The following is a 25,069-nucleotide window of genomic DNA, read 5'->3' as shown; positions in this document are numbered from 1 at the left end:
TTGGATATAAAAATTCCTCGTTCTTTTGAAACGAGTGATAAAGCTCATGCTGATCTATTCAACGATATGCTGAAAACATTGCTTCATAACGACACTGGTATATCAGAACAATTGACGAATCATATTGATGATTCGAGACAACACTCTTCAGAAGTAGAAAAAAAGAAATGGAATGAGTCGCAGCTGTATAAAATTACAGGTGACAATGGAGTCCATCTTTTAAATATTCCTGTCAACTCAAAAATCTTTGACTCAATTAAAGACAAAGGTACTTGTACATTTTATGCGCCCAGTGGAATAGAGGATAGCCCTTCACAATTTGCAATGCGAGGGATGCAGACGGTGGGACAAAATAATATTGGAACAGGTTTTGCGATAGATACATCAGGTAATGCATATTACTTCCACTATAATGCTAGCCATATATCTATCAATTGGACACAGCTTCCGACAGCAGCTGAAAAAGATAAATGGAACAATGGACAGCTGTATAAATTAACCCAAAACAATGGTAAGCCTATTTATAAAGGGGTAAGTGAGACCACCGACTATAACGAAATGACAGAAACAGGAATGTACCTCATTTATAATGCCGGTCTTAATGGTCCAAAAGAGATCAGACGGGCATTTATGATAGTGATAAGTTATGGGAATACCCTATTACAAACTATATATGATGCAGTCAACGGTCTTAATTCTTTTTATAGAATTAGGAAGACTGATTTTACATGGACTGAATGGGAAAGGCAGCTCACATCTACAGATATAAATGCCATTCAAGCATTTCCTATTACCAATTCAGATGGATTTGGAAAATTTCACATAATCAATTCTGTTGATTTTCATGACATACTACCTCGTTATAAAGGTTTTGTTCATTTTACCTCAGACACATCTGCTATTAACGGACCAGGTGTTGCTTTACGGGGGGTTTGGGTATGTAATAGTGCAGGGAACTACGGTTCTGTCATTGGATTTGATAACCTTGGCCGGACATGGCGTAAAACAGTTGTAAATGGCGTGTGGTCAAAATGGGAACGTTTGTTAACCAGTGCAGAGCAAATAGAATGGAAGTTTCCGACAACAATAATAAACGGATGGAAACAATATGGCACTCAAAAAGTGCAATTTTATAAGAATCCATTTGGAGAGGTAGAGTTAATTGGTTCTATTACAGGGGGTACTATCGGTTTTGCAGTACCTGTTTTTACATTGCCTAGTGGTTATCGTCCTATACAGGATATGCATTTTATAGGGGTAGCATCTAGTATCGGCACTGGTTCAACACCACAAACACACAGAACACATATTGATACTAAAGGTAATGTGTATATACAAAGCGTCTCCAATTCAACAAACCCAAATGAATTTATCACGTTCGGCTTTAAATTCATGGCGGCTCAGGAGGGATGAAAGTGAAATGGATATATAAATACGATGAAAAATTCAATTACCTTCCAGGAGAAGAAGTAGAAATTGAAGAGGACGCAGGCATCCCAAAAGGATATACAGATGTAAGACCTCAAGATGGTTTGTACAAAGGTAAATACAATGAAGAGAAAAGGGCATGGTATGAGTCGGCAACACAAGAATACATCGATAGTTTGCAGCCAAAGCCGCTGCCGCCATCAGATATTGATTTATTAAAACAGCAAAATGCTGATCTGCTTCAGCAGCTGGCAGAGTCAGAAAAGAGAGCAGAAAATCAATCGAAAAATATATCAGAACTTATCATGCTGCTGACGGAAAAGGAGGTAATTTAATTGGATTGGTTCCGTAGTATTTCATTGTTCTATCAATGGAAATGTTATGAAAATGAGGACGTAGCAAAATTTGTTCGTTTCGAGAAGATTACGCCGAAACAATACAAAGAAATAACAAACGAAGAATATCCAACTAACGCTGAATAGGCGTTTTTATTTTGCCTTCTTTCAGGGTGTGCAAAGTGAGGGAGTAGGTGAGTGTAGTGGAAATGGATTTGACACAATATTTAATGACACAAGGGCCGTTTGCGGTGTTGTTCTGTTGGGTGCTGTTTTATGTATTAAACACAACAAAGGAAAGAGAAAACAAGCTCAATGAACAAATCGAGGCGCAAAATGATGTGTTAGCAAAGTTTAGTGAGAAGTATGATGTTGTGATCGACAAACTCGACAAAATTGAACGGAATTTAAAATAGGAGGAGAAATCATGAAAACATTCGACAAAGGCACTGTGATTCGCACAGTGCTTCTTTTTATTGCGCTCATCAATCAAACGCTTGTCATGTTTGGACAGACGGTGCTGCCGATTAGTGAGGAACAAGTACAAACCGCTGGTGAGGCACTATATGTAGCAGGTTCCACCATTTTTACGATGGTGACAGCCATTATCGCTTGGTTTAAAAACAATTATGTGACCTACAAAGGTCAATTACAAAAAGATACCCTGAAACAAAGAGGGCTAACAAAATAATCGTTGAAGGAGAAACAATATGGTCAATATCATTCAAGCCTACATTCCAAAACACAACCGCAACAGACCAGGAAATACGATGAAGCCGCTCTATATTACGGTGCATAATACCTCTAACACGGCAAAAGGTGCAAATGCGGGGAGTCACGCTGCGTTTGTTGCCCGTTCAAGTACCGGAGTCAGCTGGCATTACACTGTCGACGATCAGGTGATTTATCAGCATTTACCGTTAAACGAGAACGGCTGGCATGCAGGAGACGGCAGAGGCAATGGCAATATGAAATCAATCGGAATTGAAATTTGCGAAAATACAGACGGCAACTTTGAACAAGCAGTCGAAAATGCCCAATGGCTCATTCGAAAGCTAATGGGCGATTTGGGAATTCCTTTATCAAATGTAGTGCCTCATAAACATTGGAGCGGGAAAGAATGTCCAAGGAAATTGCTCGGACGGTGGGATCAATTTAAAGCTGGAATAGCCACAGCTCGTACCGGCAGCAAAAGCACAAGAAAGCCAGTTCGAACAGAGAGCTTGAGTCACAAAGCACCAGTTACCAAACAGAAATCGTCAAATCTGCCATCTGGCATCTTAAAAATAACCAAGCCCTTAACAAAAGGATCACAAGTCATAGCCGTGCAAAAAGCCTTATCCTCACTCTATTTCTACCCAGACAAAGGGGCAAAAAACAACGGAGTTGATGGCTATTATGGACCGAAAACAGCGAATGCGGTCAAGCGGTTCCAGCTCATGAATGGTCTAGCGGCAGACGGGATTTACGGTCCGAAGACGAAGAACAAAATGGAACAATTGCTAAAAAAGTAATCATTCATAAAGTGCTATCAGCAGGTGAATGGAATTTCCCTTGCTGATAGCTAGCAAAAAATGACATCATTTGTGATATAATCGACCGAATCACTATCATGAGGGGAGAGTAAAATGAAAAAGGAACTGTTCCAAGTCATCATGCTGTCAGTGCTGCTCATCTATTTCTTTTATCACGGAATGACGAGTGATTATCCTGTGTCTTACACAATCATTCTCATCACGGCTTATGTTTCTGTGATCGCGTACCGCATCATAAAGATATTAGGCTCAAGAAAAAACAAAGAACAAACAGAGCTGTAAGAAATATATACATAAAAAAACCATCCTTGATTTCTCAAGAATGGTTTTTCGTATGGAGCATAGCGGGATCGAACCGCTGACCTCTACGCTGCCAGCGTAGCGCTCTCCCAGCTGAGCTAATGCCCCGATGTGTTACGACTTAATTTATTATAATCAATCCTTCTGTAAAATTCAAGCTTTAAAACGCACACACATCGTCTATTTTTCTTTCTGATCAATCGGGATATAGTCAAAGATTTCCCCTGAATGAACAGAGTCTGCTAAGCGTCTCAGCCAGTCATAGTAGGCTTTTGAGCTTTCAAGCTGCTCTATGAGCTGCTGCGCTTCCTCTCTAATATGTTCCTCCAGATGATCATCACGAGCCACCTCTTGAAGCCGCACTTGCGCTTCTTCTATCGCCGCTAAATTGACCTCGACCTCTCGTTCCCACTTTTGTGGAAAGAAGTTCATGAAAAACTTAAAAAAGTCTTTTTCAGCAACAAAGCTATGTTTTCTTCGTCCTCGGTGAAAGGTCTTTTTGACAATATTCATGTCTTGAAGCTTTTTCACACCTGTACTCATACTTGGCTTGCTCATTTGCAGCTCTTCACGCATTTCATCCAGCGTCATTTCCTCATTTAAATACATGGTCCCATAGAGAATACCAGCACTTCGTGTAATTCCATAGAGATCCATCGTTTCAGCTATGGAATCAATGACTAGATCTTTAGCAGCTAAAATACGTTCTTCTGCTTGCGGCTGTTCCTGCTTTTTCATCCTGTCCCTGCTTTCTATTAAGAGAATTCAATACGTTCAAAAAAATCTTTATGGACTATATGTTAACGAAAGAATGCAAAATGTCAAAAGAAAATGAAGCATATCTCCCTTTGACAGAAAAATTTGAACATGATACGTTAATTATGTTCAAAACGTTAAATTTTTATTTAACAAACTTATCGAAAAGAATCAGAGGAGGTTCCTTCTATGAGTCAAACACTATTTATAGATGGACAATGGGTTGGCGCCAAAAGCGGCGACACGCGGGATATCATTAATCCATTTAATCAAGAAGTGATCGCGACAGTGAGTGAAGGATCAAGAAATGACGCGCAGCTCGCCATTAAGGCAGCGAGAAAAGCCTTCGATCAAGGTGACTGGGCAAACTTGCCTGGACTTGAAAGGGGAAATATGGTGTTTAAGATTGCTGAATTGATTAGACGTGATCTTGATGAACTAGCCAAATTAGAATCGCTTGATACTGGTAAAACAGTAGAGGAAAGCAAAGCAGACATGGACGATATTGCGAACGTGTTCCAATATTACGCCGGTCTTGCAGACAAAGATGGCGGGGAAATCATTGCATCGCCAATTCCGAACTCTAAAAGCGAATTGGTCAGAGAGCCTGTCGGTGTATGCGGGCAAATTACTCCTTGGAACTATCCATTGCTTCAAGCAAGCTGGAAAATCGCTCCTGCTCTAGCGGCGGGGAACACAATCGTTTTAAAACCAAGTGAAATTACACCACTCACCACGATCAAAGTATTTAAACTCATGGAAGAAGCAGGCATTCCAGCAGGGGTTGCGAACCTAGTCCTTGGACCAGGTGCAACGGTTGGTGATGAGCTTGCTGTAAATGATCAAGTCGATTTGATTTCATTTACAGGCGGTATTGAAACAGGTAAGAAAATCATGCAGGGAGCCAGTGGGAATGTGAAGAAAATCGCCCTTGAGCTCGGCGGGAAAAATCCGAATATTGTGTTTCAAGATGCTGATTTAGACGTAGCGGTTGACCAGGCAATGAATGCTGTGTTTTTCCATGCGGGGCAAGTGTGTTCAGCAGGTTCACGTTTGCTAGTGGAAGAATCCATTCATGCTGAATTTTTAGAAGAACTGGTGAAGCGCACGAAAAAAATCAAGCTAGGCAACGGCTTTGATGAAGAAACCCAGAGCGGACCGCTCATCTCAGCTGAGCATCGAGAAAAAGTAGAAAAATACGTCAGCATTGGGTTAGATGAAGGCGCCAAATTAGAAACAGGCGGAAAAAGACCTGACGCAGAGGAGCTTTCAAATGGGTTCTTCTACTTGCCAACGATTTTCTCAGGCTGCACGTCAGAGATGCGGATTGTCCAGGAAGAAGTCTTTGGCCCAGTATTGACAGTTGAATCCTTCCGTACAGAGGAAGAAGTGATTGGGCTGGCAAACGATACGATTTATGGATTAGCAGGAGCCGTGTGGTCTACTGATATCAGCAAGGCCGAAAGAGTCGCTCGTCAATTAAGATTAGGCACAGTTTGGATCAATGACTTCCATCCTTATTTCGCTCAAGCACCTTGGGGTGGATATAAGCAATCAGGTCTAGGACGTGAATTAGGACGCACCGGTCTTGAGGAATATACGGAACTGAAGCATGTATATCGTAATACAAAACCTGAAGCGATTCGTTGGTTTCAATAAAAATCACACATTTGGAGGAGATTCTATATGACATTAAATATGAAAATTGAAAGCATGCAGAAATTCCATACATTTGAAATTCCGACTGTCATCAAACATGGCATCGGTGCAGTGAAACATGTTGGGGAAGAAGTAAAAGCATACGGTGTCTCAAAGGTATTACTTGTAACAGACCCAGGTATTTACCTGGCGGGCGTGGTAGATCCAGTGATTGCTTCATTAAAAGAAGCACAAATCGATGTGGTGCTATTTGATAAAGTAGAGCCAAACCCGCCAGTCCGTTTAGTGAATGAAGGCTCTGCGTTATATGAAAAAGAAGGCTGTAATGGATTAGTCGCAGTAGGCGGCGGAAGCTCAATGGATACAGCGAAGGCGATCGGTGTAGAAGCGACGCATGAAGGCTCAGTCCTTGATTACGAAGCGGCAGAGGGGAAAAAACCGCTTGAAAACAGAATCCCGCCTTTAACCACTATTCCGACAACAGCTGGTACAGGTTCAGAAGTCACGCAGTGGGCAGTGATTACAGATGAAGAAAGAGAATTCAAATTCAACACAGGTGGCCCGCTCATTGCAGCTCACCTCACAGTCATTGATCCAAAGCTACATGTATCCATGCCGCCTCATGTGACGGCAATGACTGGAATTGATGCACTTGCACACGCCATTGAATGCTATACAATGAAATTTGCTCAGCCTATTACAGATGCGGTCGCGCTCATGGCCATTGAATATGCAGCTCATTATATTCGCCGTGCCTTTGCCGATGGTGAGGACTTAGAAGCCAGGTATGGAATGGCACAAGCTGCAATGCTTGCCGGGCTTTCTTATGGAAGCGAATCAGCTGGAGCTGCACATGCGATGAGTCAAACACTCGGAGGCATTATTCCTGTAGCGCATGGTCAGTGTGTCGCAGCAATGATGGGACCGGTGATGGAGTATAACTGGAAAGGGTATCCCGAAAAATTTGCTCGTATTGCGCAAGCATTTGGAATTGATATTAGCCGAATGTCAACAGAGGAAGCCGCAAAAGCAGCAGTGAACTGGATGTATGATTTAGTGGAAGACCTAGAAGTTCCTTCATTAGAAGAACAAGGTGTATCAAAAGATATGATTGACCGTTTATCTAAAGAAGCAATGAAAGATCCGCAAACAATTGGAAACCCAAGAGATCTAAACGAAAAAGCGTACAACTGGATTTATGCTCGCTGTTTTGATCTAACACCTAAAACAGTGTAACAATGAAAAAAGGCTCCCAAAAGGGAGTCTTTTTTATGTCTTATAGCTGTTCTTTAATTTCTTTGATTTGATGGATATGGCGTTTTTCGTGTGCGCCGATAAAATCAAGATATTGCTTAAGCGATAACTCTTCAAACACAGGGTGTGCAATGACGCGTTTGAAATCATCCTCAGTAAACGTTGATAGAATTTGATTGAGCTGCTCACGGGCTGTATCGAGCTCATCTTTTAAATGTGTAGGTGTCACATGCTTGCGCTCAGGCTCAACAATACTAGGCGCAGTCGCTTTTCTAGAACGATCCTCTGCCATTTCCACCGGCTTTGGCTCATATTCTTTGATCGGTGCTTTTTTTCCCTCAGCAGCTAGATGTTTTGCTGCCACGAGGTCCATCTTCTTTAAATGATCTGTCACCTCTTGAATACTCCAAGTATCATCAGATAATTTTTGATTCAATTGCTCTTCGTTCAAACCTTGTAGCTCTTGCCACAATTCTTGTCTTGCATCATGTAATAAACTCATTTTCATCACCTCAAGATCAAATTTTAACATACTGGTACATGACAATCATTCTTGAGCTATCGGTGAATTCCTGTGAAGAATTGTGAGGAAATTTGAAACCTTTACAAAAGTGGTTCGTATTACCTGTTAGAAGGAATACATTGGAGGTGAGCATGGTCTAAATGAAACAAAGGCTGTTCATTTCATGAAGAAAGGGTGAGGAAGATGGATGTGTTCGGGCTGCCACTTCAGACGCTGTATTTATACATATTGATGATATCAGGAATCCTGACACTTGTTTTCGTCTTTTTCGGCGATGTATTTGATGGATTGTTTGAAGCGATTCCTGTTCCATTCCTTCAACCAACATTAATCCTCGCATTTCTTACCTTTTTCTCGGCTGGAGGGTTTATCTCTGAAAAAACAGCAATTGTAGGAAGTGGACTTGGCGCAGTCTTATCTGCCATCCTCGCAGTGGTTCTTGTGACCTGTTTGAATGTATTTGTCTTAGTCCCGCTTTCCTCTGCTGAAGAATCTCTCTCATATACGGAGGCCGACTTAAAAGGAAGAACTGGAGAGATCATTGTATCTGTTCCAAAAGACGGGTTTGGAGAAGTGCTGTTAATTAGTAATAGCGGGAAAATCTCAAAGCCTGCCGTCAGCTTCGACGAAGAGGAGATTCCATATGGAACTCGGGTACTGGTCGTCGAAGTGAACAAAGGCGTCTTATCAGTTATACCAAATGAAGAAATCTAGGAGGGAATGCTATGCCAGGAACAACCATTTTGATAATCATTGGAATTGTGCTTGTGATTCTGATTGCACTTATTGGTGTATTTGTTTCGAAATACCGGACTGCAGGTCCAGATGAAGCGTTAATCGTCACAGGAAGTTACCTCGGAAGTAAAAATGTCCACGTGGATGAAGGTGGAAACAAGATTAAGATTGTAAGAGGCGGAGGTACCTTTGTACTCCCTGTTTTTCAACAAGCAGAGCCGCTCAGCTTACTATCTAGCAAGCTAGATGTTTCAACACCTGAAGTCTATACTGAACAAGGTGTACCAGTCATGGCGGACGGAACAGCCATCATTAAAATCGGCGGATCGATTGAAGAAATTGCTACTGCTGCAGAGCAATTTTTAGGTAAAACAAAAGAAGACCGCGAAAACGAAGCGAGAGAAGTACTAGAAGGACACCTTCGCTCCATTTTAGGGTCAATGACAGTTGAAGAGATTTATAAAAACAGAGAGAAATTTTCTCAAGAAGTACAGCGTGTCGCTTCTCAAGATCTAGCGAAAATGGGTTTTGTCATTGTATCGTTTACCATCAAAGATGTCCGTGATAAAAATGGCTATTTAGAATCACTAGGTAAACCTAGAATTGCCCAAGTGAAACGCGATGCAGATATCGCAACAGCAGAAGCAGATAAAGAAACACGTATCAAACGTGCAGAAGCAGATAAAGATGCGAAGAAATCTGAGCTTGAGCGTGCCACTGAAATCGCTGAAGCAGAAAAGATCAATGAGCTGAAAAGAGCAGAATTCAGACGTGAACAAGATACAGCAAAAGCAAGTGCCGACCAAGCGTACGATCTTGAAACAGCACGTAACCGTCAGCACGTAACTGAACAAGAAATGCAAGTAAAAATCATTGAACGTCAGAAGCAAATTGAATTAGAAGAAAAAGAGATCCAGCGTCGTGAGCGTCAATACGATTCTGAAGTGAAAAAGAAAGCAGATGCGGACCGTTATGCGGTTGAGCAGTCAGCTGCAGCGGAAAAAGCGAAACGCCTCGCAGAAGCAGATGCCAAGAAATACAGCATTGAAGCAATGGCAAAAGCAGAAGCTGAGAAAGTCCGAATTGACGGGCTTGCTAAAGCGGAAGCTGATCGTGCAAAAGGGGAAACGGAAGCCGAAGTCATTAGACTGAAAGGACTTGCGGAAGCCGAAGCGAAAGAGAAAATCGCTGAAGCATTCGAACAGTATGGTCAGGCAGCGATCCTTGATATGATTGTGAAAATGCTTCCTGAATATGCGAAGCAAGTATCTGCACCACTTTCTAACATTGATAAAATTACGGTTGTGGATACGGGAGGTAACGGAGAAGGCAGCGGTGCCAATAAAGTCACTGGCTATGCTACAAACCTTATGTCCAGTCTGCAAGAAAGCCTGAAAGCATCCTCTGGAATTGATGTCAAAGAAATTATTGAGAACTTTTCAGGCAAAGGCAATGTGAAGCAGAGCATTCAGGAACTAACGAATGAAATCAAACAGCCAAGAAAAAAAGAGATCGCTGATACTCAAATAGAAGAATAAAATAAATAGACACCTTCCATCAGAAGGTGTCTATTTGGCATGTGCCCGATATGGATTCCTTTTTACATATGAAGAAAGATTTACGAGAATACCAGCAGATATCATCATGAACACTAGGGAGGAGCCACCATAACTAATGAAAGGAAGCGGAATGCCTGTGATCGGAAGAAGACCAAAGACAGCGCCTAAATTAAAGACTGCTTGGAGCATGATTTGAAACGTAAGCCCAATCGTTAACAGTTTTCCAAAAGGGTCATGTAAAGCCTGCACAATTCGCATTGCGCGATACATGATGAATAGATATGCACCTATCACAATCAAAATCCCCATAATGCCCAGCTCTTCACTGATAATGGCCATAATAAAATCCGTATGCGCTTCGGGAAGAAAGCCTAGCTTTTGAATACTCCCGCCTAAGCCATTCCCTGTCAGCCCGCCGGAATTCATTGCGAGATACGAATGAATCAGCTGATAGCCATCCCCATCTTCATACTGAAAAGGATCACGAAAAGAAGTCAGCCGCTTCAAACGGTAAGGTGCTGTCACTGCAAAAAAAGTGATACATGCTACGGCAGTCGATCCTAGCAAAATGAGATGGCGCGTTTTCAACCCAGCGCATAATAAAATGATGCCACAGCTTAATAAAATAGACACAGCTGTGCCTAAATCAGGCTGCTTTAAGATTAATAAAAAAACAAGACTTAAAAGGATGAGTGGCGGCAGTACGCCTTTTTTAAAAGATGTAATGTACGCCTGTTTATTCGCGTACACATAGGCAAAATAGATCACCATCACTAGTTTCACAGCTTCAGAAGGTTGGAGCATAAGAGAGCCCAGCTGAATCCACCGCTGTGAATTGTTTTTGACAACACCAATTCCAGGAATCAGGACTAGGATGAGACATAGCAATGACAGCATGACAAGCCATTTCATCCATTTACGATAAATCTGATAGGGGAAAAGAGCAGCAATGAAAAAAAAGAATCCCCCAATCAGGAGCCATTGCCATTGTTTGATAAAGAAATAGCTGCCCTTTTCATACTTCACTTCTCCTAAAGGATAACTTGCACTGTACACCATCAGTAAACCAAATAAGCAGAGGAACACAATCGTTCCAACAAGAACGAGGTCGACTCTTTTGAGATGAGATAGAAGAAATGCCACCATCTTCAATTCCAGTTGTCTCCAAACATATAGGATGATGACCTGATATTGACACTAAACACGAGGCCAATGGCGATCATGTTAGTCAATAGCGCACTGCCTCCATAGCTTATAAAAGGAAGCGCGAGTCCTGTCACAGGCATTAAACCGATTGTCATCCCTACGTTTTGGAAAACTTGAAACACGATCAGCCCAACGACTCCTGCACATATGTACAACCCATAAAGCGTATTAGCATGCATAGCCACATGAATGATTCGGTAAATCATCATTAAGTACAAACACATCAAAAGGGAGGCGCCGATAAAACCAAACTCTTCACCAATGACGGCAAATATAAAATCCGTATGTGCTTCAGGGATATTACCTCCTTGTACTTGATGCCCCTGTGTAAAACCGCTACCTGATAATTGACCTGATCCAATGCCGAGCATCGATTGTTTCAGCTGATACCCGTATGTTGAATCAAATTCATCGGGGGAGAGCCAGCCATAAATGCGATCAAGCTGATGTGGCTTAATGATTTTTGTGAAATGCTCAAAGTGTTCGTTGTGTAAGTAGACCAAAAATGAAAGAAGTGCAAGAAAAGAAGCCATTAATGCGGTCATCATCTTGCTGGAAATTCCTGACACAAGCATCAGTGTAAAGGCGATAGATAATATCACGAGCGCTGTCCCTAAATCAGGCTGAATTAAGATGAGGAAAAAAGGGACAACGGTCCAGCAAACGACTTTACTTGTAGGAATGATACTTTCTTTAAACGAAAATCGCTGATGCTTGTATTGGTTCAAGACAGCCGCTAGTAGCAGGATCACAAAAATTTTCATGAACTCTGATGGCTGAATTTTGATTGAACCGAAGCTGATCCATCTTTGGGATCCGTTTTGACTCGTTCCGAAAAAATGCACAAGAATAATGAGAAAAATACCACCTGTAAATAACCGAAAAGATAAACGCTCAAGAAGTTCATAATCAAAGTATGCAGCAGCGGCCATAAGACCGAAACCGACGATATACCAGAAAATTTGTCTTTTGACGAAATAAAACATATCCTGCGATTCATACTGTCCTGATCCGCTATATACAGCTATTAGGCTGATGACAAATAAACAAATCACAGTGAGTAAAAGTACGAAGTCAATGTTGTACTGTTTTTTCATAGCTTCTTGTCCTGCTACCTATTTGTCAGCTGGTCTATGACGATTTTCACAGCCGCAGCATCATCAATATAGCCGATCGGAAAAATAAAATCTGGTATTAAGTCAACAGGCATAATGAAATAAAGGAGTGCGCTCCCCATCATCATTAATTCTCGAGAAGTACCTCGTCCGGTCATAAATAAGCTGTACATGTCTTTCAAATGCTGAAGGAATGGCCCGGCGCCGTTTACCGCCTCCATCTTTTTCTCAAACTTTGCTGAGATCGTTTCTTTTCCCTCGTTTGTTTGGCTATAGGTCTCATATTCGTTTAGCTTTTGTTTCAATTTGGTCTGACTAAATGTACCGTCGTAGACCTTCTCATCTTTCAGTGTTTTTTCGATCTCTACGACCGTTTGTATGAACGTATCACTATGTACCTTTTCGTTTTTGATTGGAAACCCTGAAGCAGCTAATAGTTGATCTAATGATAGGTTCAGAGAATCTGAAAGCCGCTGCAGATGATTCAAAGTTGGTTTTCTTTTTCCATTCATGATTCGAGACAGTGTCGCTTTATCAATTTCTGTGTATGTGCTGAGCTCTCTTAAAGATAAAGAACGTTGTTGCAATCTTTCCTTTAAGAGAGAGCCAAGCTCAGTTGTTTTAGAATCCATTTTACGCCATCCTTTGTATGATGTATCAACTCTTCTATAGAAGAAGTCGTACCCAATATAAAGGTGTGTTGACAAAATGTCAACGAATATCCTTTATTGATTGAATTTTAGGATATAGGAATTTATCATAATAAAGATAGGATGAAAACAGTGAGAAGGAGTGGCGCGGATGAAGGTGAGACATGCTGTACAAAAAGATATTCCTAAAATTGCCGAAATACATGTGAAGAGCTGGCAGACGACTTATCAAGGCATTATTAATCAGGATTATTTGGATGGTTTAAATATAGAAGATCGAGAAGAGAGCTGGAGAAGAAGGTCACTTGAAGGGACGTTTGTCGCAGAAGATGACGAGGGGGTATTTGGTTTTGCTTCTTTTGGAAAACAACGTGATGAGCGCTATCCAACATATGATGGAGAACTATATGCGATCTATTTATTGCAAGAGAAACAGAAATCAGGAGCAGGTATCGCTTTAATTACAGAAGGAGTGAGCTATTTAATAGAGAAAGGGTATCAGAATATCATGCTGTGGGTATTTGAACAAAATTCGGCAAAGCATTTTTATCAAAAGCTTCAACCTCATTTTGTCGTTACCAGCCAGTTCGAGCTGGCTGGCGAGAAGCATGATGAAATAGGGTATGGGTGGGAGCTGCCTGTATTAAATGACCATCTACACCGAATTAAATCGTCAGCTTCCAATAATAATGAGAGAAAAAAGTGAAAAGCATAGCTAAAAGCATATAAGAGATAAGAGGAGAAGCTTCTACTTTTCCTTTTATTCCTGCTATCTTTAAAGCTTCATAGAAACCTGCCAAAAAATAAGCAAGACTGAGAATATAACAGCACAGCATAATGGAGTAAGGGTTCATTGGCGTACCTCCAACATGAAATCTTCTACTATTAATAGATTCCATAGAGCGGCAATTTATGCATAAAAAAATAACCAGCTGAAATCAGCCAGTTATTTTTTGTGAGGAAAAACCAAACGAGATGCACTTGGTATGAGTATGCAAAGAACGATACTGCAAATAATAAATGAAGGAACCATATATGTGCTGTTATAAATTAAAGAGTAAACCCAACCTGGAGTTCCTTTTGGTGCATAATGAGAAAAGAAAACAACACCAGAGATAAAGAACGTCAACAGTCTGAAGAAACTTGCAACAAATACGGATAGGGTAATATAGAAGAATTGCTGCTTTCGCTTTTGGTCCTGAATGGCTTTTTTAATCAATCCAGAAAAGAGGCCGCTTAGGGAAATGACAACAGATGCGACGAAATAATCGAGAAATCCTTGAACTGGTGTAGCGATAATAGGGCCATTCATCAGCTGAAGGCCTGCAATAAGCACACCAATGATAAACCCGGTTGATATTCCCCATCTAATAGACATCAGAATGACGGGTATCATAATCAGCGCAAGAGATCCGCCGTTCGGCATTCTTAAAAAGAGACCTGATAAGTAATCTAATACTAGTGCAAGTGAAGTCATAATTGCGATTTCCATCAGTCGTACCAATTGATTTGATTGCTGCATAAAAAAATCTCCCTTTTCATGAATTGAGCAAGGAGAGACCGTGTAAGGATGAGTATGTTATTCATAGAAAAACATATCGAGTTGAATACACCACATGTATTCAATTGAATCCACATTCCTACGTCAGTATTAACTGACAGGTTCAAAGGGTCAGAACAACGAGTGTTCACTCTCAGCACAAAGCTCCCCCTGCGGTTATTTAGTTTTCTTCTATTATAAATATACTAAAGACCTTCAGGATCAACAATAGAGAATTCCTGTGACAATCAATTTTTGTATGGTTATATAGGAAGAGATAAGAAAAAATAAATTATTTAGAAAAAATACTTGTTTCCTCTCTCAAAAGGTGTTATATTTGTATTCGCCGCTAAAACAGCGCGGTTATTAAATAACATAAAGAAAAAAGTTATTGACTTTATCTTGATAGAATGTTATATTAATAAAGTCGCCTCTGAGAGACGACGAAGATGATCTTTGAAAACTAAACAAGACAAAACGTACCTGTTAATTCGAGTTTTTATAAAAAATCCTATGAAACATCATAGGTAGTCAGTCAAACGCTGACGAGGCAGGAAATGATCACATGCTAAGTTCGCTACATCGTGTAGCAACGCATGTGTGATATGCATCCTGCATACCTCGGAGAGTTTGATCCTGGCTCAGGACGAACGCTGGCGGCGTGCCTAATACATGCAAGTCGAGCGAACAGAAGGGAGCTTGCTCCCGGATGTTAGCGGCGGACGGGTGAGTAACACGTGGGTAACCTGCCTGTAAGACTGGGATAACTCCGGGAAACCGGAGCTAATACCGGATAGTTCCTTGAACCGCATGGTTCAAGGATGAAAGACGGTTTCGGCTGTCACTTACAGATGGACCCGCGGCGCATTAGCTAGTTGGTGGGGTAATGGCTCACCAAGGCGACGATGCGTAGCCGACCTGAGAGGGTGATCGGCCACACTGGGACTGAGACACGGCCCAGACTCCTACGGGAGGCAGCAGTAGGGAATCTTCCGCAATGGACGAAAGTCTGACGGAGCAACGCCGCGTGAGTGATGAAGGTTTTCGGATCGTAAAGCTCTGTTGTTAGGGAAGAACAAGTGCGAGAGTAACTGCTCGCACCTTGACGGTACCTAACCAGAAAGCCACGGCTAACTACGTGCCAGCAGCCGCGGTAATACGTAGGTGGCAAGCGTTGTCCGGAATTATTGGGCGTAAAGGGCTCGCAGGCGGTTTCTTAAGTCTGATGTGAAAGCCCCCGGCTCAACCGGGGAGGGTCATTGGAAACTGGGAAACTTGAGTGCAGAAGAGGAGAGTGGAATTCCACGTGTAGCGGTGAAATGCGTAGAGATGTGGAGGAACACCAGTGGCGAAGGCGACTCTCTGGTCTGTAACTGACGCTGAGGAGCGAAAGCGTGGGGAGCGAACAGGATTAGATACCCTGGTAGTCCACGCCGTAAACGATGAGTGCTAAGTGTTAGGGGGTTTCCGCCCCTTAGTGCTGCAGCTAACGCATTAAGCACTCCGCCTGGGGAGTACGGTCGCAAGACTGAAACTCAAAGGAATTGACGGGGGCCCGCACAAGCGGTGGAGCATGTGGTTTAATTCGAAGCAACGCGAAGAACCTTACCAGGTCTTGACATCCTCTGACAACCCTAGAGATAGGGCTTTCCCTTCGGGGACAGAGTGACAGGTGGTGCATGGTTGTCGTCAGCTCGTGTCGTGAGATGTTGGGTTAAGTCCCGCAACGAGCGCAACCCTTGATCTTAGTTGCCAGCATTTAGTTGGGCACTCTAAGGTGACTGCCGGTGACAAACCGGAGGAAGGTGGGGATGACGTCAAATCATCATGCCCCTTATGACCTGGGCTACACACGTGCTACAATGGACAGAACAAAGGGCTGCGAGACCGCAAGGTTTAGCCAATCCCATAAATCTGTTCTCAGTTCGGATCGCAGTCTGCAACTCGACTGCGTGAAGCTGGAATCGCTAGTAATCGCGGATCAGCATGCCGCGGTGAATACGTTCCCGGGCCTTGTACACACCGCCCGTCACACCACGAGAGTTTGCAACACCCGAAGTCGGTGAGGTAACCTTTATGGAGCCAGCCGCCGAAGGTGGGGCAGATGATTGGGGTGAAGTCGTAACAAGGTAGCCGTATCGGAAGGTGCGGCTGGATCACCTCCTTTCTAAGGATATATGGAGCAGCGTGCGTTTTCGTCTTGTTTAGTTTTGAAGGATCATTCCTTCAAGACATGTCTCTAGCGAGACAGGATTGTTCTTTGAAAACTAGATAACAATAAGTAATACATTCACATTGAATGCAATGCAAAGTTCATCACACATAGTGATTCTTTCTAAAGTAAGAAATGGTTAAGTTAGAAAGGGCGCACGGTGGATGCCTTGGCACTAGGAGCCGATGAAGGACGGGACGAACACCGATATGCTTCGGGGAGCTGTAAGCAAGCTTTGATCCGGAGATTTCCGAATGGGGAAACCCACTGCTCGTAATGGAGTAGTATCCATACTTGAATACATAGAGTATGAGAAGGCATACCCGGGGAACTGAAACATCTAAGTACCCGGAGGAAGAGAAAGCAAATGCGATTCCCTGAGTAGCGGCGAGCGAAACGGGAACAGCCCAAACCAAGAGGCTTGCCTCTTGGGGTTGTAGGACACTCTATACGGAGTTACAAAGGAACGATATAAGCGAAGAGGTCTGGAAAGGCCCGCCAAAGAAGGTAACAGCCCTGTAACTGAAATGTTGTTCTCTCCAGAGTGGATCCTGAGTACGGCGGAACACGTGAAATTCCGTCGGAATCCGGGAGGACCATCTCCCAAGGCTAAATACTCCCTAGTGACCGATAGTGAACCAGTACCGTGAGGGAAAGGTGAAAAGCACCCCGGAAGGGGAGTGAAATAGATCCTGAAACCGTGTGCCTACAAGTAGTCAGAGCCCGTTAAAGGGTGATGGCGTGCCTTTTGTAGAATGAACCGGCGAGTTACGATCCCGTGCAAGGTTAAGCAGAAGATGCGGAGCCGCAGCGAAAGCGAGTCTGAATAGGGCGCATGAGTACGTGGTCGTAGACCCGAAACCAGGTGATCTACCCATGTCCAGGGTGAAGTTCAGGTAACACTGAATGGAGGCCCGAACCCACGCACGTTGAAAAGTGCGGGGATGAGGTGTGGGTAGGGGTGAAATGCCAATCGAACCTGGAGATAGCTGGTTCTCTCCGAAATAGCTTTAGGGCTAGCCTCAAGGTAAGAGTCTCGGAGGTAGAGCACTGATTGGACTAGGGGCCCCTACCGGGTTACCGAATTCAGTCAAACTCCGAATGCCGATGACTTATCCTTGGGAGTCAGACTGCGAGTGATAAGATCCGTAGTCGAAAGGGAAACAGCCCAGACCGCCAGCTAAGGTCCCAAAGTATACGTTAAGTGGAAAAGGATGTGGAGTTGCTTAGACAACCAGGATGTTGGCTTAGAAGCAGCCACCATTTAAAGAGTGCGTAATAGCTCACTGGTCGAGTGACTCTGCGCCGAAAATGTACCGGGGCTAAACGTATCACCGAAGCTGCGGACTGTTCTTACGAACAGTGGTAGGAGAGCGTTCTAAGTGCTGTGAAGTCAGACCGGAAGGACTGGTGGAGCGCTTAGAAGTGAGAATGCCGGTATGAGTAGCGAAAGACGGGTGAGAATCCCGTCCACCGAATGCCTAAGGTTTCCTGAGGAAGGCTCGTCCGCTCAGGGTTAGTCGGGACCTAAGCCGAGGCCGAAAGGCGTAGGCGATGGACAACAGGTTGATATTCCTGTACCACCTCCTCACCATTTGAGCAATGGGGGGACGCAGGAGGATAGGGTAAGCGCGGTATTGGATATCCGCGTCCAAGCAGTTAGGCTGGGAAATAGGCAAATCCGTTTCCCATAAAGGCTGAGCTGTGATGGCGAGCGAAATTTAGTAGCGAAGTTCCTGATTCCACACTGCCAAGAAAAGCCTCTAGCGAGGTGAGAGGTGCCCGTACCGCAAACCGACACAGGTAGGCGAGGAGAGAATCCTAAGGTGATCGAGAGAACTCTCGTTAAGGAACTCGGCAAAATGACCCCGTAACTTCGGGAGAAGGGGTGCTTCTTAGGGTGTTAAAGCCCCGAGAAGCCGCAGTGAATAGGCCCAGGCGACTGTTTAGCAAAAACACAGGTCTCTGCGAAGCCGTAAGGCGAAGTATAGGGGCTGACGCCTGCCCGGTGCTGGAAGGTTAAGAGGAGCGCTTAGCGTAAGCGAAGGTGCGAATTGAAGCCCCAGTAAACGGCGGCCGTAACTATAACGGTCCTAAGGTAGCGAAATTCCTTGTCGGGTAAGTTCCGACCCGCACGAAAGGCGCAACGATCTGGGCACTGTCTCAACGAGAGACTCGGTGAAATTATAGTACCTGTGAAGATGCAGGTTACCCGCGACAGGACGGAAAGACCCCGTGGAGCTTTACTGCAGCCTGATATTGAATGTTGGTACAGCTTGTACAGGATAGGTAGGAGCCTTGGAAACCGGAGCGCTAGCTTCGGTGGAGGCATCGGTGGGATACTACCCTGGCTGTATTGACCTTCTAACCCGCTGCCCTTATCGGGCAGGGAGACAGTGTCAGGTGGGCAGTTTGACTGGGGCGGTCGCCTCCTAAAATGTAACGGAGGCGCCCAAAGGTTCCCTCAGAATGGTTGGAAATCATTCGCAGAGTGTAAAGGCACAAGGGAGCTTGACTGCGAGACCTACAAGTCGAGCAGGGACGAAAGTCGGGCTTAGTGATCCGGTGGTTCCGCATGGAAGGGCCATCGCTCAACGGATAAAAGCTACCCCGGGGATAACAGGCTTATCTCCCCCAAGAGTCCACATCGACGGGGAGGTTTGGCACCTCGATGTCGGCTCATCGCATCCTGGGGCTGTAGTCGGTCCCAAGGGTTGGGCTGTTCGCCCATTAAAGCGGTACGCGAGCTGGGTTCAGAACGTCGTGAGACAGTTCGGTCCCTATCCGTCGCGGGCGCAGGAAATTTGAGAGGAGCTGTCCTTAGTACGAGAGGACCGGGATGGACGCACCGCTGGTGTACCAGTTGTTCTGCCAAGGGCATCGCTGGGTAGCTATGTGCGGACGGGATAAGTGCTGAAAGCATCTAAGCATGAAGCCCCCCTCAAGATGAGATTTCCCATTCCGCAAGGAAGTAAGATCCCTGAAAGATGATCAGGTTGATAGGTCTGAGGTGGAAGCGTGGTGACACGTGGAGCTGACAGATACTAATAGATCGAGGACTTAACCTATATTCTAATGTGAAGTTTGAACATTGTTATCTAGTTTTGAGAGAACATTCTCTCCATCAGGTTTGGTGGCGATAGCGAAGAGGTCACACCCGTTCCCATACCGAACACGGAAGTTAAGCTCTTCAGCGCCGATGGTAGTTGGGGGTCTCCCCCTGTGAGAGTAGGACGCCGCCAAGCTTGTATAAGGATCAGTTCCATACGGAACTGGTCTTTTTTGTGCTTCTTGAGAAAATATGCTGCTGATTGCACTTGTTTGATGAACGTTTCGACACTCTAACTCATATACAAGCATGTGAAACACATTAAAACAAAAGAGATCAAGCGTTTCAGTTAAACCTAGTAGAGAGTTAGATTAATAGATGATAGAAGAGCTCTGTATCGTTATTAGTAGATAATTCTATTTCGGACATACTGTATCTAATGTGAGATGTTCATATTTATAAAGGAATTGCCCGTTTTTAAAGAGAATATAGAGTGGAGAAGTTTAAGTGATGAACGTTAGATGACGCTGTTTGAATAGAGGAAATAAAGGTCATTTGTTAAAAGAAATACGTAAGGAAAATTGAAATAAAATTTTTTTAATATAGCCTTTACAAATGATGAAAACCTGTATATAATAATCTTTGTCGGATCGAGAGATTCCTACATAGTGGAGGATTAGCTCAGCTGGGAGAGCATCTGCCTTACAAGCAGAGGGTCGGCGGTTCGAGCCCGTCATCCTCCACCATATTTATTCTTACATAATGTTAGGATAGATAAAGCCGGTGTAGCTCAACTGGTAGAGCAACTGACTTGTAATCAGTAGGTTGGGGGTTCAAGTCCTCTTGCCGGCACCAGTTTCATATGGTAAGATAGACAAGTCGCTTTTAAAGCGAGCCATTAGCTCAGTTGGTAGAGCATCTGACTTTTAATCAGAGGGTCGAAGGTTCGAGTCCTTCATGGCTCACCATGTTTCATGCGGGTGTGGCGGAATTGGCAGACGCGCTAGACTTAGGATCTAGTGTCTTTATGACGTGGGGGTTCAAGTCCCTTCACCCGCATTGCCAAATAAAATAAAGAAATCCTGTAATGCGGAAGTAGTTCAGTGGTAGAACACCACCTTGCCAAGGTGGGGGTCGCGGGTTCGAATCCCGTCTTCCGCTTATACCATCCACGCCGGGGTGGTGGAATTGGCAGACACACAGGACTTAAAATCCTGCGGTAGGTGACTACCGTGCCGGTTCAAGTCCGGCCCTCGGCATTATAAAATAAGCGCCCGTAGCTCAATTGGATAGAGCGTTTGACTACGGATCAAAAGGTTAGGGGTTCGACTCCTCTCGGGCGCGCCATTAAGATCGGGAAGTAGCTCAGCTTGGTAGAGCACTTGGTTTGGGACCAAGGGGTCGCAGGTTCGAATCCTGTCTTCCCGACCATCTTTTATGGGGCCTTAGCTCAGCTGGGAGAGCGCCTGCCTTGCACGCAGGAGGTCAGCGGTTCGATCCCGCTAGGCTCCACTTTTAAAAGATTATTTTGATCATGGCGGTGTAGCTCAGCTGGCTAGAGCGTACGGTTCATACCCGTGAGGTCGGGGGTTCGATCCCCTCCGCCGCTATAAAGGACCTTTAGCTCAGTTGGTTAGAGCAGACGGCTCATAACCGTCCGGTCGTAGGTTCGAGTCCTACAAGGTCCACCATCTATACGGAGGAATACCCAAGTCCGGCTGAAGGGATCGGTCTTGAAAACCGACAGGGGTGTCAAAGCCCGCGGGGGTTCGAATCCCTCTTCCTCCGCCATATTTTTTAAAAACTTATATCATCGCGGGGTGGAGCAGTTCGGTAGCTCGTCGGGCTCATAACCCGAAGGTCGCAGGTTCAAATCCTGCCCCCGCAACCAAATTATTTTATACACCAATAGGGAGTGCTCAATGAGTGCAACCAAAATGGTCCGGTAGTTCAGTTGGTTAGAATGCCTGCCTGTCACGCAGGAGGTCGCGGGTTCGAGTCCCGTCCGGACCGCCATTTTTAAAATGAATACTTGGCTCGGTAGCTCAGTTGGTAGAGCAACGGACTGAAAATCCGTGTGTCGGCGGTTCGATTCCGTCCCGAGCCACTTTTATAAAAAAATATTGATAGTATGGCGGTTGTGGCGAAGTGGTTAACGCACCAGATTGTGGCTCTGGCACTCGTGGGTTCGATTCCCATCAATCGCCCCATACATATATTTGCGGGTGTAGTTTAGTGGTAAAACCTCAGCCTTCCAAGCTGATGTCGTGGGTTCGATTCCCATCACCCGCTCCATTTGTATATCCATTCATGGGCCTGTAGCTCAGCTGGTTAGAGCGCACGCCTGATAAGCGTGAGGTCGGTGGTTCGAGTCCACTCAGGCCCACCATGATATTCCGCAGTAGCTCAGTGGTAGAGCTATCGGCTGTTAACCGATCGGTCGTAGGTTCGAGTCCTACCTGCGGAGCCAAATGGAGAAGTACTCAAGTGGCTGAAGAGGCGCCCCTGCTAAGGGTGTAGGTCGCGCGAGCGGCGCGAGGGTTCAAATCCCTCCTTCTCCGCCATTTATCTGGCCCGTTGGTCAAGCGGTTAAGACACCGCCCTTTCACGGCGGTAACACGGGTTCGAATCCCGTACGGGTCATGTTTAGAAAGAGGTCTTGTCAAAGATCTCTTTTTTATTTTCTTCAAAAAAGAAAGACCGCCATTATAGCGGTCTTTTTTTACATGTTCATGGAATAGATCGTATAAGACAAGTATGTTGCAAAGAAGCCCCATAAGACATAAGGAATTAGTAAAATTGGAACGACTTTGCTTAGTTTACGCGAGACGATAACAAGAGCAAGTGCTGTCAGCGCTACAAGCAGGCAGTCGATCGTAGCGGCAAATAGATCTTTTTGTGTAAATTGAAAAAAACTAAAGGCTTGATTAAATACGTAATTTAAAAGAAAAAGAATCCAAAAGGGTAAAGTGATTTTTTGAAATCCATATTTTCCATAAATGATCGCTGCGGACAACGAGATGAGAGCAAATAAGACAGCCCACACAGCGCCAATTACTCCACCACTCGGTGTCCATTCCGGTTTATTTAATGCATCATACCACTCTCTGTCAATCGGAAACAAGAATCCGGCAATAGAGAATAATGCGTATGTAATAAAGAAGACAACCACTGCCCAAATGATACTTTTTCTCGCCATTAAGAATCTCCTCCAATCAAATTCACTCTTAAAGTGATTTCCCAATCATTACATGATATAAACATTAAGCCCCCATTATGAGGGGACTAATGATTTTCTTCTGTATAAGGTTCTTCTTCGTACGGCTTCAAGTCACCAAATACGGTCATGACGCCTTCGTCATCCAATGCCTCTTCATAGGCTTCGTGGGCTTTATTTGGATATACTTTGCTTGCTTTGCCCTCAATATCAGCAGCTGCGAATCCTTCATAGTCTTCATCTTCTGATTGTGTATACACATCATCGTATGTCAATGGAGGAATTTCCATATCGGACGGAGTATCAGAGTTTCCGTAGCGCTCTACGTCTTGATATGCATCCTCTCCATCATAGGCTGCACTTTCTTCATTTTCGAATTGCCCTGATGGCGGACTTAATAAATCCTCTTCAATCGGACGGTTTTGTGAAACGGTTTGTTCTTTTGAATGCTCTGTGCATGTGACGGCACTAGGTAAGGCCTCTAAGCGTTCCTTTGGGATAGGGGATTTACAGACCTTGCATAGCCCATAAGAGCCGTCTGTGATGGCTTGAAGTGCTTCATTAACGTCTAACAGATGTTCATGTTCCAAACTGTTTAACGCAATATCTTTCCCGCGTTCGAACAGCTCTGTCCCTTGATCACCTGGGTGATTATCATAGGCTGACAGGTCTCCGACCGAATCATAAGGAAATGATACTTTTTGTTCATCGTCATGGCTTTTGGCTTCGAGTTCGTGCTTTTCATCGAGAAGTCGCTGCTTCAAATGATGTAATTCGTCTTTAGACAACAAAGCGATCATCCTTTCATATTAAACATAATATTAGTATGAGCAATTTTGTCTGTAAGACTAGTTCCAAATTGAAGCAATTCCTCATGAAAAAACGCCTGCGGCTGCAGGCGTTCTTTGTTACGCGATATAGTATTGTAAGATCAAAGCGATTGTCAGCAGGAAACCGAAAAATGTATTGGTTTGAGCTGTAGATTTCATGGCATTCATTAATTCAATTGGTTTTTCTTTTTGCTTAAATTCTTTGATAGCTGTATATGCTTTTGGGACACTGAGTAAAACAAGAAGACTCCAAAGGCCGACAATATCTGTGAAGATATAAACAAAAATAAGTACATAAGAGATCAAAAACATGGAAAGTAAAATGTTCACAGCAGCCTTTCGCCCAGCAAGAATAGCAAGTGTTTTTCGTCCATTTTCTTTATCGCCGTCTAAATCGCGGATATTGTTCGATAGTAAGATGGCACCAACTAAAATAGAAATTGGTAATGAGACGAGAACAGCTTTAGACGTCAGTGTGCCTGTTTGAATATAGAAACTGATCAGGATGATTCCTAGTCCCATAAAAGCACCTGACACAACTTCTCCAAACGGTGTATATGCAATAGGAACAGGACCGCCTGTATAGAAATAGCCTGCTGCCATACATATGAGTCCTATCAGTGCAATCCACCAGCTAGACATCATGCAAATGTACACCCCTAGTAGTAAAGAAAGCGCAAATAGTGCATAAGCAAGGCTGAGAACGGTTTTAGGTTTCACACCATTTCTGACAATGGCGCCGCCGATGCCGACAGATTTCTCGTTGTCCAATCCGCGAACATAATCAAAGTACTCATTAAACATGTTCGTTGCGATTTGGATAAACATAGATGCAAACAGCATAGCTAAAAATAGCCCAACATGTATTTGACCACTTGGAAGTGCGAGAACAGTTCCTAAAGTAACGGGAATAAATGCTGCTGTTAATGTATGCGGTCGTAGTAAATTCCACCAAATCCGCCAGTTCTTATCAGGCTTAATCGGTGAAAGCTGATCTGATATCGATTGATGCTGCATAAAATATACTCCTTTAAATAAAAAAATACGTACACGTCCAAATTCCAGTTTAGCAAAGTTCAAAAAGGTGTCAATATATTGATGCGATGAAACCTGAAAAAGATGTTTGCTAATCGTTGCCATATCGAGAGAAAGCTTGATCTTAGAAC

21 protein-coding genes, 22 tRNA genes, 3 rRNA genes and 1 riboswitch are annotated in these 25,069 nt (G+C 43.9%); of the genes, 36 read left to right on the top strand and 10 right to left on the bottom strand.

All coding sequences use genetic code 11. The features are described from left to right. The 7 genes from MHH41_RS14040 to MHH41_RS14010 all read left to right on the top strand — a co-directional run bounded on the left by MHH41_RS14040 (position 1) and on the right by MHH41_RS14010 (position 3,580). Entirely contained in the window at positions 1-1,413 is a 1,413-nt protein-coding gene (locus tag MHH41_RS14040) for a pyocin knob domain-containing protein (protein ID WP_340866465.1), read from the top strand. Beyond that, positions 1,410-1,763, top strand: coding sequence for a hypothetical protein (locus MHH41_RS14035; RefSeq protein WP_223251357.1), 354 nt, complete (start codon positions 1,410-1,412; stop codon positions 1,761-1,763). The genes MHH41_RS14040 and MHH41_RS14035 overlap by 4 nt, the downstream gene beginning before the upstream one ends. Further along, positions 1,764-1,910 (top strand): XkdX family protein, encoded by a 147-nt coding sequence (locus MHH41_RS14030; RefSeq protein WP_081311384.1) that lies wholly within the window; start codon positions 1,764-1,766, stop codon positions 1,908-1,910. 56 nt (positions 1,911-1,966) lie between these two features. Beyond that, positions 1,967-2,179: a BhlA/UviB family holin-like peptide gene (locus MHH41_RS14025; RefSeq protein ID WP_008344062.1), complete on the top strand. Its 213-nt coding sequence runs from the start codon at positions 1,967-1,969 to the stop codon at positions 2,177-2,179. A gap of 11 nt (positions 2,180-2,190) precedes the next feature. Further along, positions 2,191-2,454 carry a phage holin gene (locus MHH41_RS14020; RefSeq protein WP_003212734.1) on the top strand — a complete coding sequence of 88 codons (264 nt, stop codon included), beginning with the start codon at positions 2,191-2,193 and terminating at the stop codon, positions 2,452-2,454. Positions 2,455-2,473: 19 nt separating this feature from the next. Then, complete coding sequence (locus MHH41_RS14015) at positions 2,474-3,277, top strand: peptidoglycan recognition protein family protein (RefSeq protein ID WP_106032268.1); 804 nt, start codon at positions 2,474-2,476, stop codon at positions 3,275-3,277. A 114-nt stretch (positions 3,278-3,391) separates the two neighbouring features. After that, positions 3,392-3,580 (top strand): hypothetical protein, encoded by a 189-nt coding sequence (locus MHH41_RS14010; RefSeq protein WP_106029225.1) that lies wholly within the window; start codon positions 3,392-3,394, stop codon positions 3,578-3,580. Between the two features lie 53 nt (positions 3,581-3,633). Here the strand turns inward: MHH41_RS14010 and MHH41_RS14005 are convergent. Both MHH41_RS14005 and cudC read right to left on the bottom strand, forming a co-directional pair. After that, positions 3,634-3,706, bottom strand: a tRNA-Ala gene (locus MHH41_RS14005). A 72-nt stretch (positions 3,707-3,778) separates the two neighbouring features. Then, the gene (gene cudC, locus MHH41_RS14000) at positions 3,779-4,336 is read right to left on the bottom strand and encodes a choline uptake/conversion transcriptional regulator CudC (RefSeq protein ID WP_310425911.1); all 558 of its coding nucleotides are present in this window, start codon (positions 4,334-4,336) and stop codon (positions 3,779-3,781) included. 207 nt (positions 4,337-4,543) lie between these two features. Here cudC and betB point away from each other — a divergent pair, with 207 nt between their 5' ends. Both betB and MHH41_RS13990 read left to right on the top strand, forming a co-directional pair. After that, positions 4,544-6,013: a betaine-aldehyde dehydrogenase gene (gene betB / locus MHH41_RS13995; protein WP_137054496.1), complete on the top strand. Its 1,470-nt coding sequence runs from the start codon at positions 4,544-4,546 to the stop codon at positions 6,011-6,013. Between the two features lie 27 nt (positions 6,014-6,040). Beyond that, on the top strand, positions 6,041-7,249 hold the full coding sequence (locus MHH41_RS13990) for an iron-containing alcohol dehydrogenase (RefSeq protein ID WP_003213555.1): 1,209 nt from the start codon (positions 6,041-6,043) through the stop codon (positions 7,247-7,249). Positions 7,250-7,289: 40 nt separating this feature from the next. Here MHH41_RS13990 and MHH41_RS13985 read toward each other — a convergent pair whose 3' ends face one another. Beyond that, positions 7,290-7,769 (bottom strand): DinB family protein, encoded by a 480-nt coding sequence (locus tag MHH41_RS13985; RefSeq protein ID WP_212045464.1) that lies wholly within the window; start codon positions 7,767-7,769, stop codon positions 7,290-7,292. Positions 7,770-7,973: 204 nt separating this feature from the next. Here MHH41_RS13985 and MHH41_RS13980 point away from each other — a divergent pair, with 204 nt between their 5' ends. Then, positions 7,974-8,504, top strand: coding sequence for a hypothetical protein (locus tag MHH41_RS13980; RefSeq protein WP_034620073.1), 531 nt, complete (start codon positions 7,974-7,976; stop codon positions 8,502-8,504). Positions 8,505-8,515: 11 nt separating this feature from the next. Further along, positions 8,516-10,063 carry a flotillin family protein gene (locus MHH41_RS13975; protein WP_340866464.1) on the top strand — a complete coding sequence of 516 codons (1,548 nt, stop codon included), beginning with the start codon at positions 8,516-8,518 and terminating at the stop codon, positions 10,061-10,063. Positions 10,064-10,093: 30 nt separating this feature from the next. Here the strand turns inward: MHH41_RS13975 and ftsW are convergent, their stop codons facing one another. The 3 genes from ftsW to MHH41_RS13960 are packed head-to-tail and all read right to left on the bottom strand — an operon-like array spanning position 10,094 to position 13,037. Beyond that, positions 10,094-11,230 carry a putative lipid II flippase FtsW gene (gene ftsW / locus MHH41_RS13970; protein WP_374726569.1) on the bottom strand — a complete coding sequence of 379 codons (1,137 nt, stop codon included), beginning with the start codon at positions 11,228-11,230 and terminating at the stop codon, positions 10,094-10,096. Positions 11,231-11,232: 2 nt separating this feature from the next. Beyond that, the gene (gene rodA, locus MHH41_RS13965) at positions 11,233-12,387 is read right to left on the bottom strand and encodes a rod shape-determining protein RodA (RefSeq protein ID WP_340866463.1); all 1,155 of its coding nucleotides are present in this window, start codon (positions 12,385-12,387) and stop codon (positions 11,233-11,235) included. Between the two features lie 14 nt (positions 12,388-12,401). Next, on the bottom strand, positions 12,402-13,037 hold the full coding sequence (locus MHH41_RS13960) for a DUF1232 domain-containing protein (protein ID WP_340866462.1): 636 nt from the start codon (positions 13,035-13,037) through the stop codon (positions 12,402-12,404). A gap of 169 nt (positions 13,038-13,206) precedes the next feature. On the opposite strand from MHH41_RS13960, the gene MHH41_RS13955 reads away from it, so the two are divergent. Further along, on the top strand, positions 13,207-13,761 hold the full coding sequence (locus MHH41_RS13955) for a GNAT family N-acetyltransferase (RefSeq protein WP_003212763.1): 555 nt from the start codon (positions 13,207-13,209) through the stop codon (positions 13,759-13,761). A 240-nt stretch (positions 13,762-14,001) separates the two neighbouring features. Here the strand turns inward: MHH41_RS13955 and thiT are convergent, their stop codons facing one another. Further along, positions 14,002-14,577, bottom strand: coding sequence for an energy-coupled thiamine transporter ThiT (gene thiT / locus MHH41_RS13950; RefSeq protein WP_034659700.1), 576 nt, complete (start codon positions 14,575-14,577; stop codon positions 14,002-14,004). Positions 14,578-14,675: 98 nt separating this feature from the next. Continuing rightward, a riboswitch (TPP riboswitch) is annotated at positions 14,676-14,777 on the bottom strand. A gap of 436 nt (positions 14,778-15,213) precedes the next feature. Between thiT and MHH41_RS13945 the strand changes: the two genes are divergently transcribed. From MHH41_RS13945 to MHH41_RS13830, 24 genes are all read left to right on the top strand, one after another. After that, positions 15,214-16,762: ribosomal RNA gene (locus MHH41_RS13945) — 16S ribosomal RNA — on the top strand. A 182-nt stretch (positions 16,763-16,944) separates the two neighbouring features. Continuing rightward, positions 16,945-19,875, top strand: a 23S ribosomal RNA gene (locus tag MHH41_RS13940). Between the two features lie 61 nt (positions 19,876-19,936). Beyond that, a 5S ribosomal RNA gene (gene rrf, locus MHH41_RS13935) occupies positions 19,937-20,052 on the top strand. Together the 16S, 23S and 5S rRNA genes with 21 tRNA genes alongside form the textbook arrangement of a ribosomal RNA operon. A 474-nt stretch (positions 20,053-20,526) precedes the next feature. Then, positions 20,527-20,602: transfer RNA gene (locus MHH41_RS13930), tRNA-Val, on the top strand. Positions 20,603-20,635: 33 nt separating this feature from the next. Continuing rightward, positions 20,636-20,711, top strand: a tRNA-Thr gene (locus MHH41_RS13925). A gap of 37 nt (positions 20,712-20,748) precedes the next feature. Further along, positions 20,749-20,824, top strand: a tRNA-Lys gene (locus tag MHH41_RS13920). Between the two features lie 8 nt (positions 20,825-20,832). Next, a tRNA-Leu gene (locus MHH41_RS13915) sits at positions 20,833-20,915 on the top strand. 30 nt (positions 20,916-20,945) lie between these two features. Further along, positions 20,946-21,017 (top strand) — tRNA-Gly (locus MHH41_RS13910). 12 nt (positions 21,018-21,029) lie between these two features. After that, positions 21,030-21,115, top strand: a tRNA-Leu gene (locus MHH41_RS13905). 11 nt (positions 21,116-21,126) lie between these two features. Further along, positions 21,127-21,203: transfer RNA gene (locus MHH41_RS13900), tRNA-Arg, on the top strand. Positions 21,204-21,210: 7 nt separating this feature from the next. Continuing rightward, positions 21,211-21,287, top strand: a tRNA-Pro gene (locus MHH41_RS13895). 8 nt (positions 21,288-21,295) lie between these two features. After that, positions 21,296-21,368 (top strand) — tRNA-Ala (locus MHH41_RS13890). A 24-nt stretch (positions 21,369-21,392) separates the two neighbouring features. Further along, positions 21,393-21,466 (top strand) — tRNA-Met (locus MHH41_RS13885). Positions 21,467-21,470: 4 nt separating this feature from the next. Next, positions 21,471-21,547, top strand: a tRNA-Ile gene (locus tag MHH41_RS13880). Between the two features lie 7 nt (positions 21,548-21,554). Further along, a tRNA-Ser gene (locus tag MHH41_RS13875) sits at positions 21,555-21,647 on the top strand. Between the two features lie 23 nt (positions 21,648-21,670). Then, a tRNA-Met gene (locus MHH41_RS13870) sits at positions 21,671-21,747 on the top strand. 48 nt (positions 21,748-21,795) lie between these two features. Further along, positions 21,796-21,872 (top strand) — tRNA-Asp (locus tag MHH41_RS13865). 18 nt (positions 21,873-21,890) lie between these two features. Then, a tRNA-Phe gene (locus MHH41_RS13860) sits at positions 21,891-21,963 on the top strand. 27 nt (positions 21,964-21,990) lie between these two features. Continuing rightward, positions 21,991-22,066: transfer RNA gene (locus MHH41_RS13855), tRNA-His, on the top strand. Positions 22,067-22,077: 11 nt separating this feature from the next. After that, positions 22,078-22,151 (top strand) — tRNA-Gly (locus MHH41_RS13850). Between the two features lie 17 nt (positions 22,152-22,168). Next, a tRNA-Ile gene (locus MHH41_RS13845) sits at positions 22,169-22,245 on the top strand. A 6-nt stretch (positions 22,246-22,251) separates the two neighbouring features. Further along, positions 22,252-22,326, top strand: a tRNA-Asn gene (locus MHH41_RS13840). 3 nt (positions 22,327-22,329) lie between these two features. Then, a tRNA-Ser gene (locus MHH41_RS13835) sits at positions 22,330-22,420 on the top strand. Positions 22,421-22,427: 7 nt separating this feature from the next. After that, a tRNA-Glu gene (locus MHH41_RS13830) sits at positions 22,428-22,499 on the top strand. Positions 22,500-22,578: 79 nt separating this feature from the next. On the opposite strand, the gene MHH41_RS13825 is transcribed toward MHH41_RS13830, so the two are convergent. The 3 genes from MHH41_RS13825 to MHH41_RS13815 all read right to left on the bottom strand — a co-directional run bounded on the left by MHH41_RS13825 (position 22,579) and on the right by MHH41_RS13815 (position 24,920). Continuing rightward, a complete protein-coding gene (locus tag MHH41_RS13825; RefSeq protein WP_034620862.1) occupies positions 22,579-23,055 on the bottom strand; it encodes a TspO/MBR family protein in 477 nt (158 codons plus the stop codon). 86 nt (positions 23,056-23,141) lie between these two features. Beyond that, positions 23,142-23,864 (bottom strand): TraR/DksA C4-type zinc finger protein, encoded by a 723-nt coding sequence (locus MHH41_RS13820; protein WP_340866461.1) that lies wholly within the window; start codon positions 23,862-23,864, stop codon positions 23,142-23,144. Positions 23,865-23,981: 117 nt separating this feature from the next. Continuing rightward, positions 23,982-24,920 (bottom strand): 1,4-dihydroxy-2-naphthoate polyprenyltransferase, encoded by a 939-nt coding sequence (locus MHH41_RS13815; RefSeq protein ID WP_003217744.1) that lies wholly within the window; start codon positions 24,918-24,920, stop codon positions 23,982-23,984. Between the last annotated feature and the right edge of the window lie 149 nt (positions 24,921-25,069).

Origin of the sequence: Bacillus sp. FSL K6-1145 (assembly GCF_038003425.1) — a bacterium.
Lineage (GTDB): Bacteria > Bacillota > Bacilli > Bacillales > Bacillaceae > Bacillus > Bacillus pumilus.
Note: the sequence above shows the minus strand (reverse complement) of the source record. Positions and strands in the feature narration are given on the sequence as shown.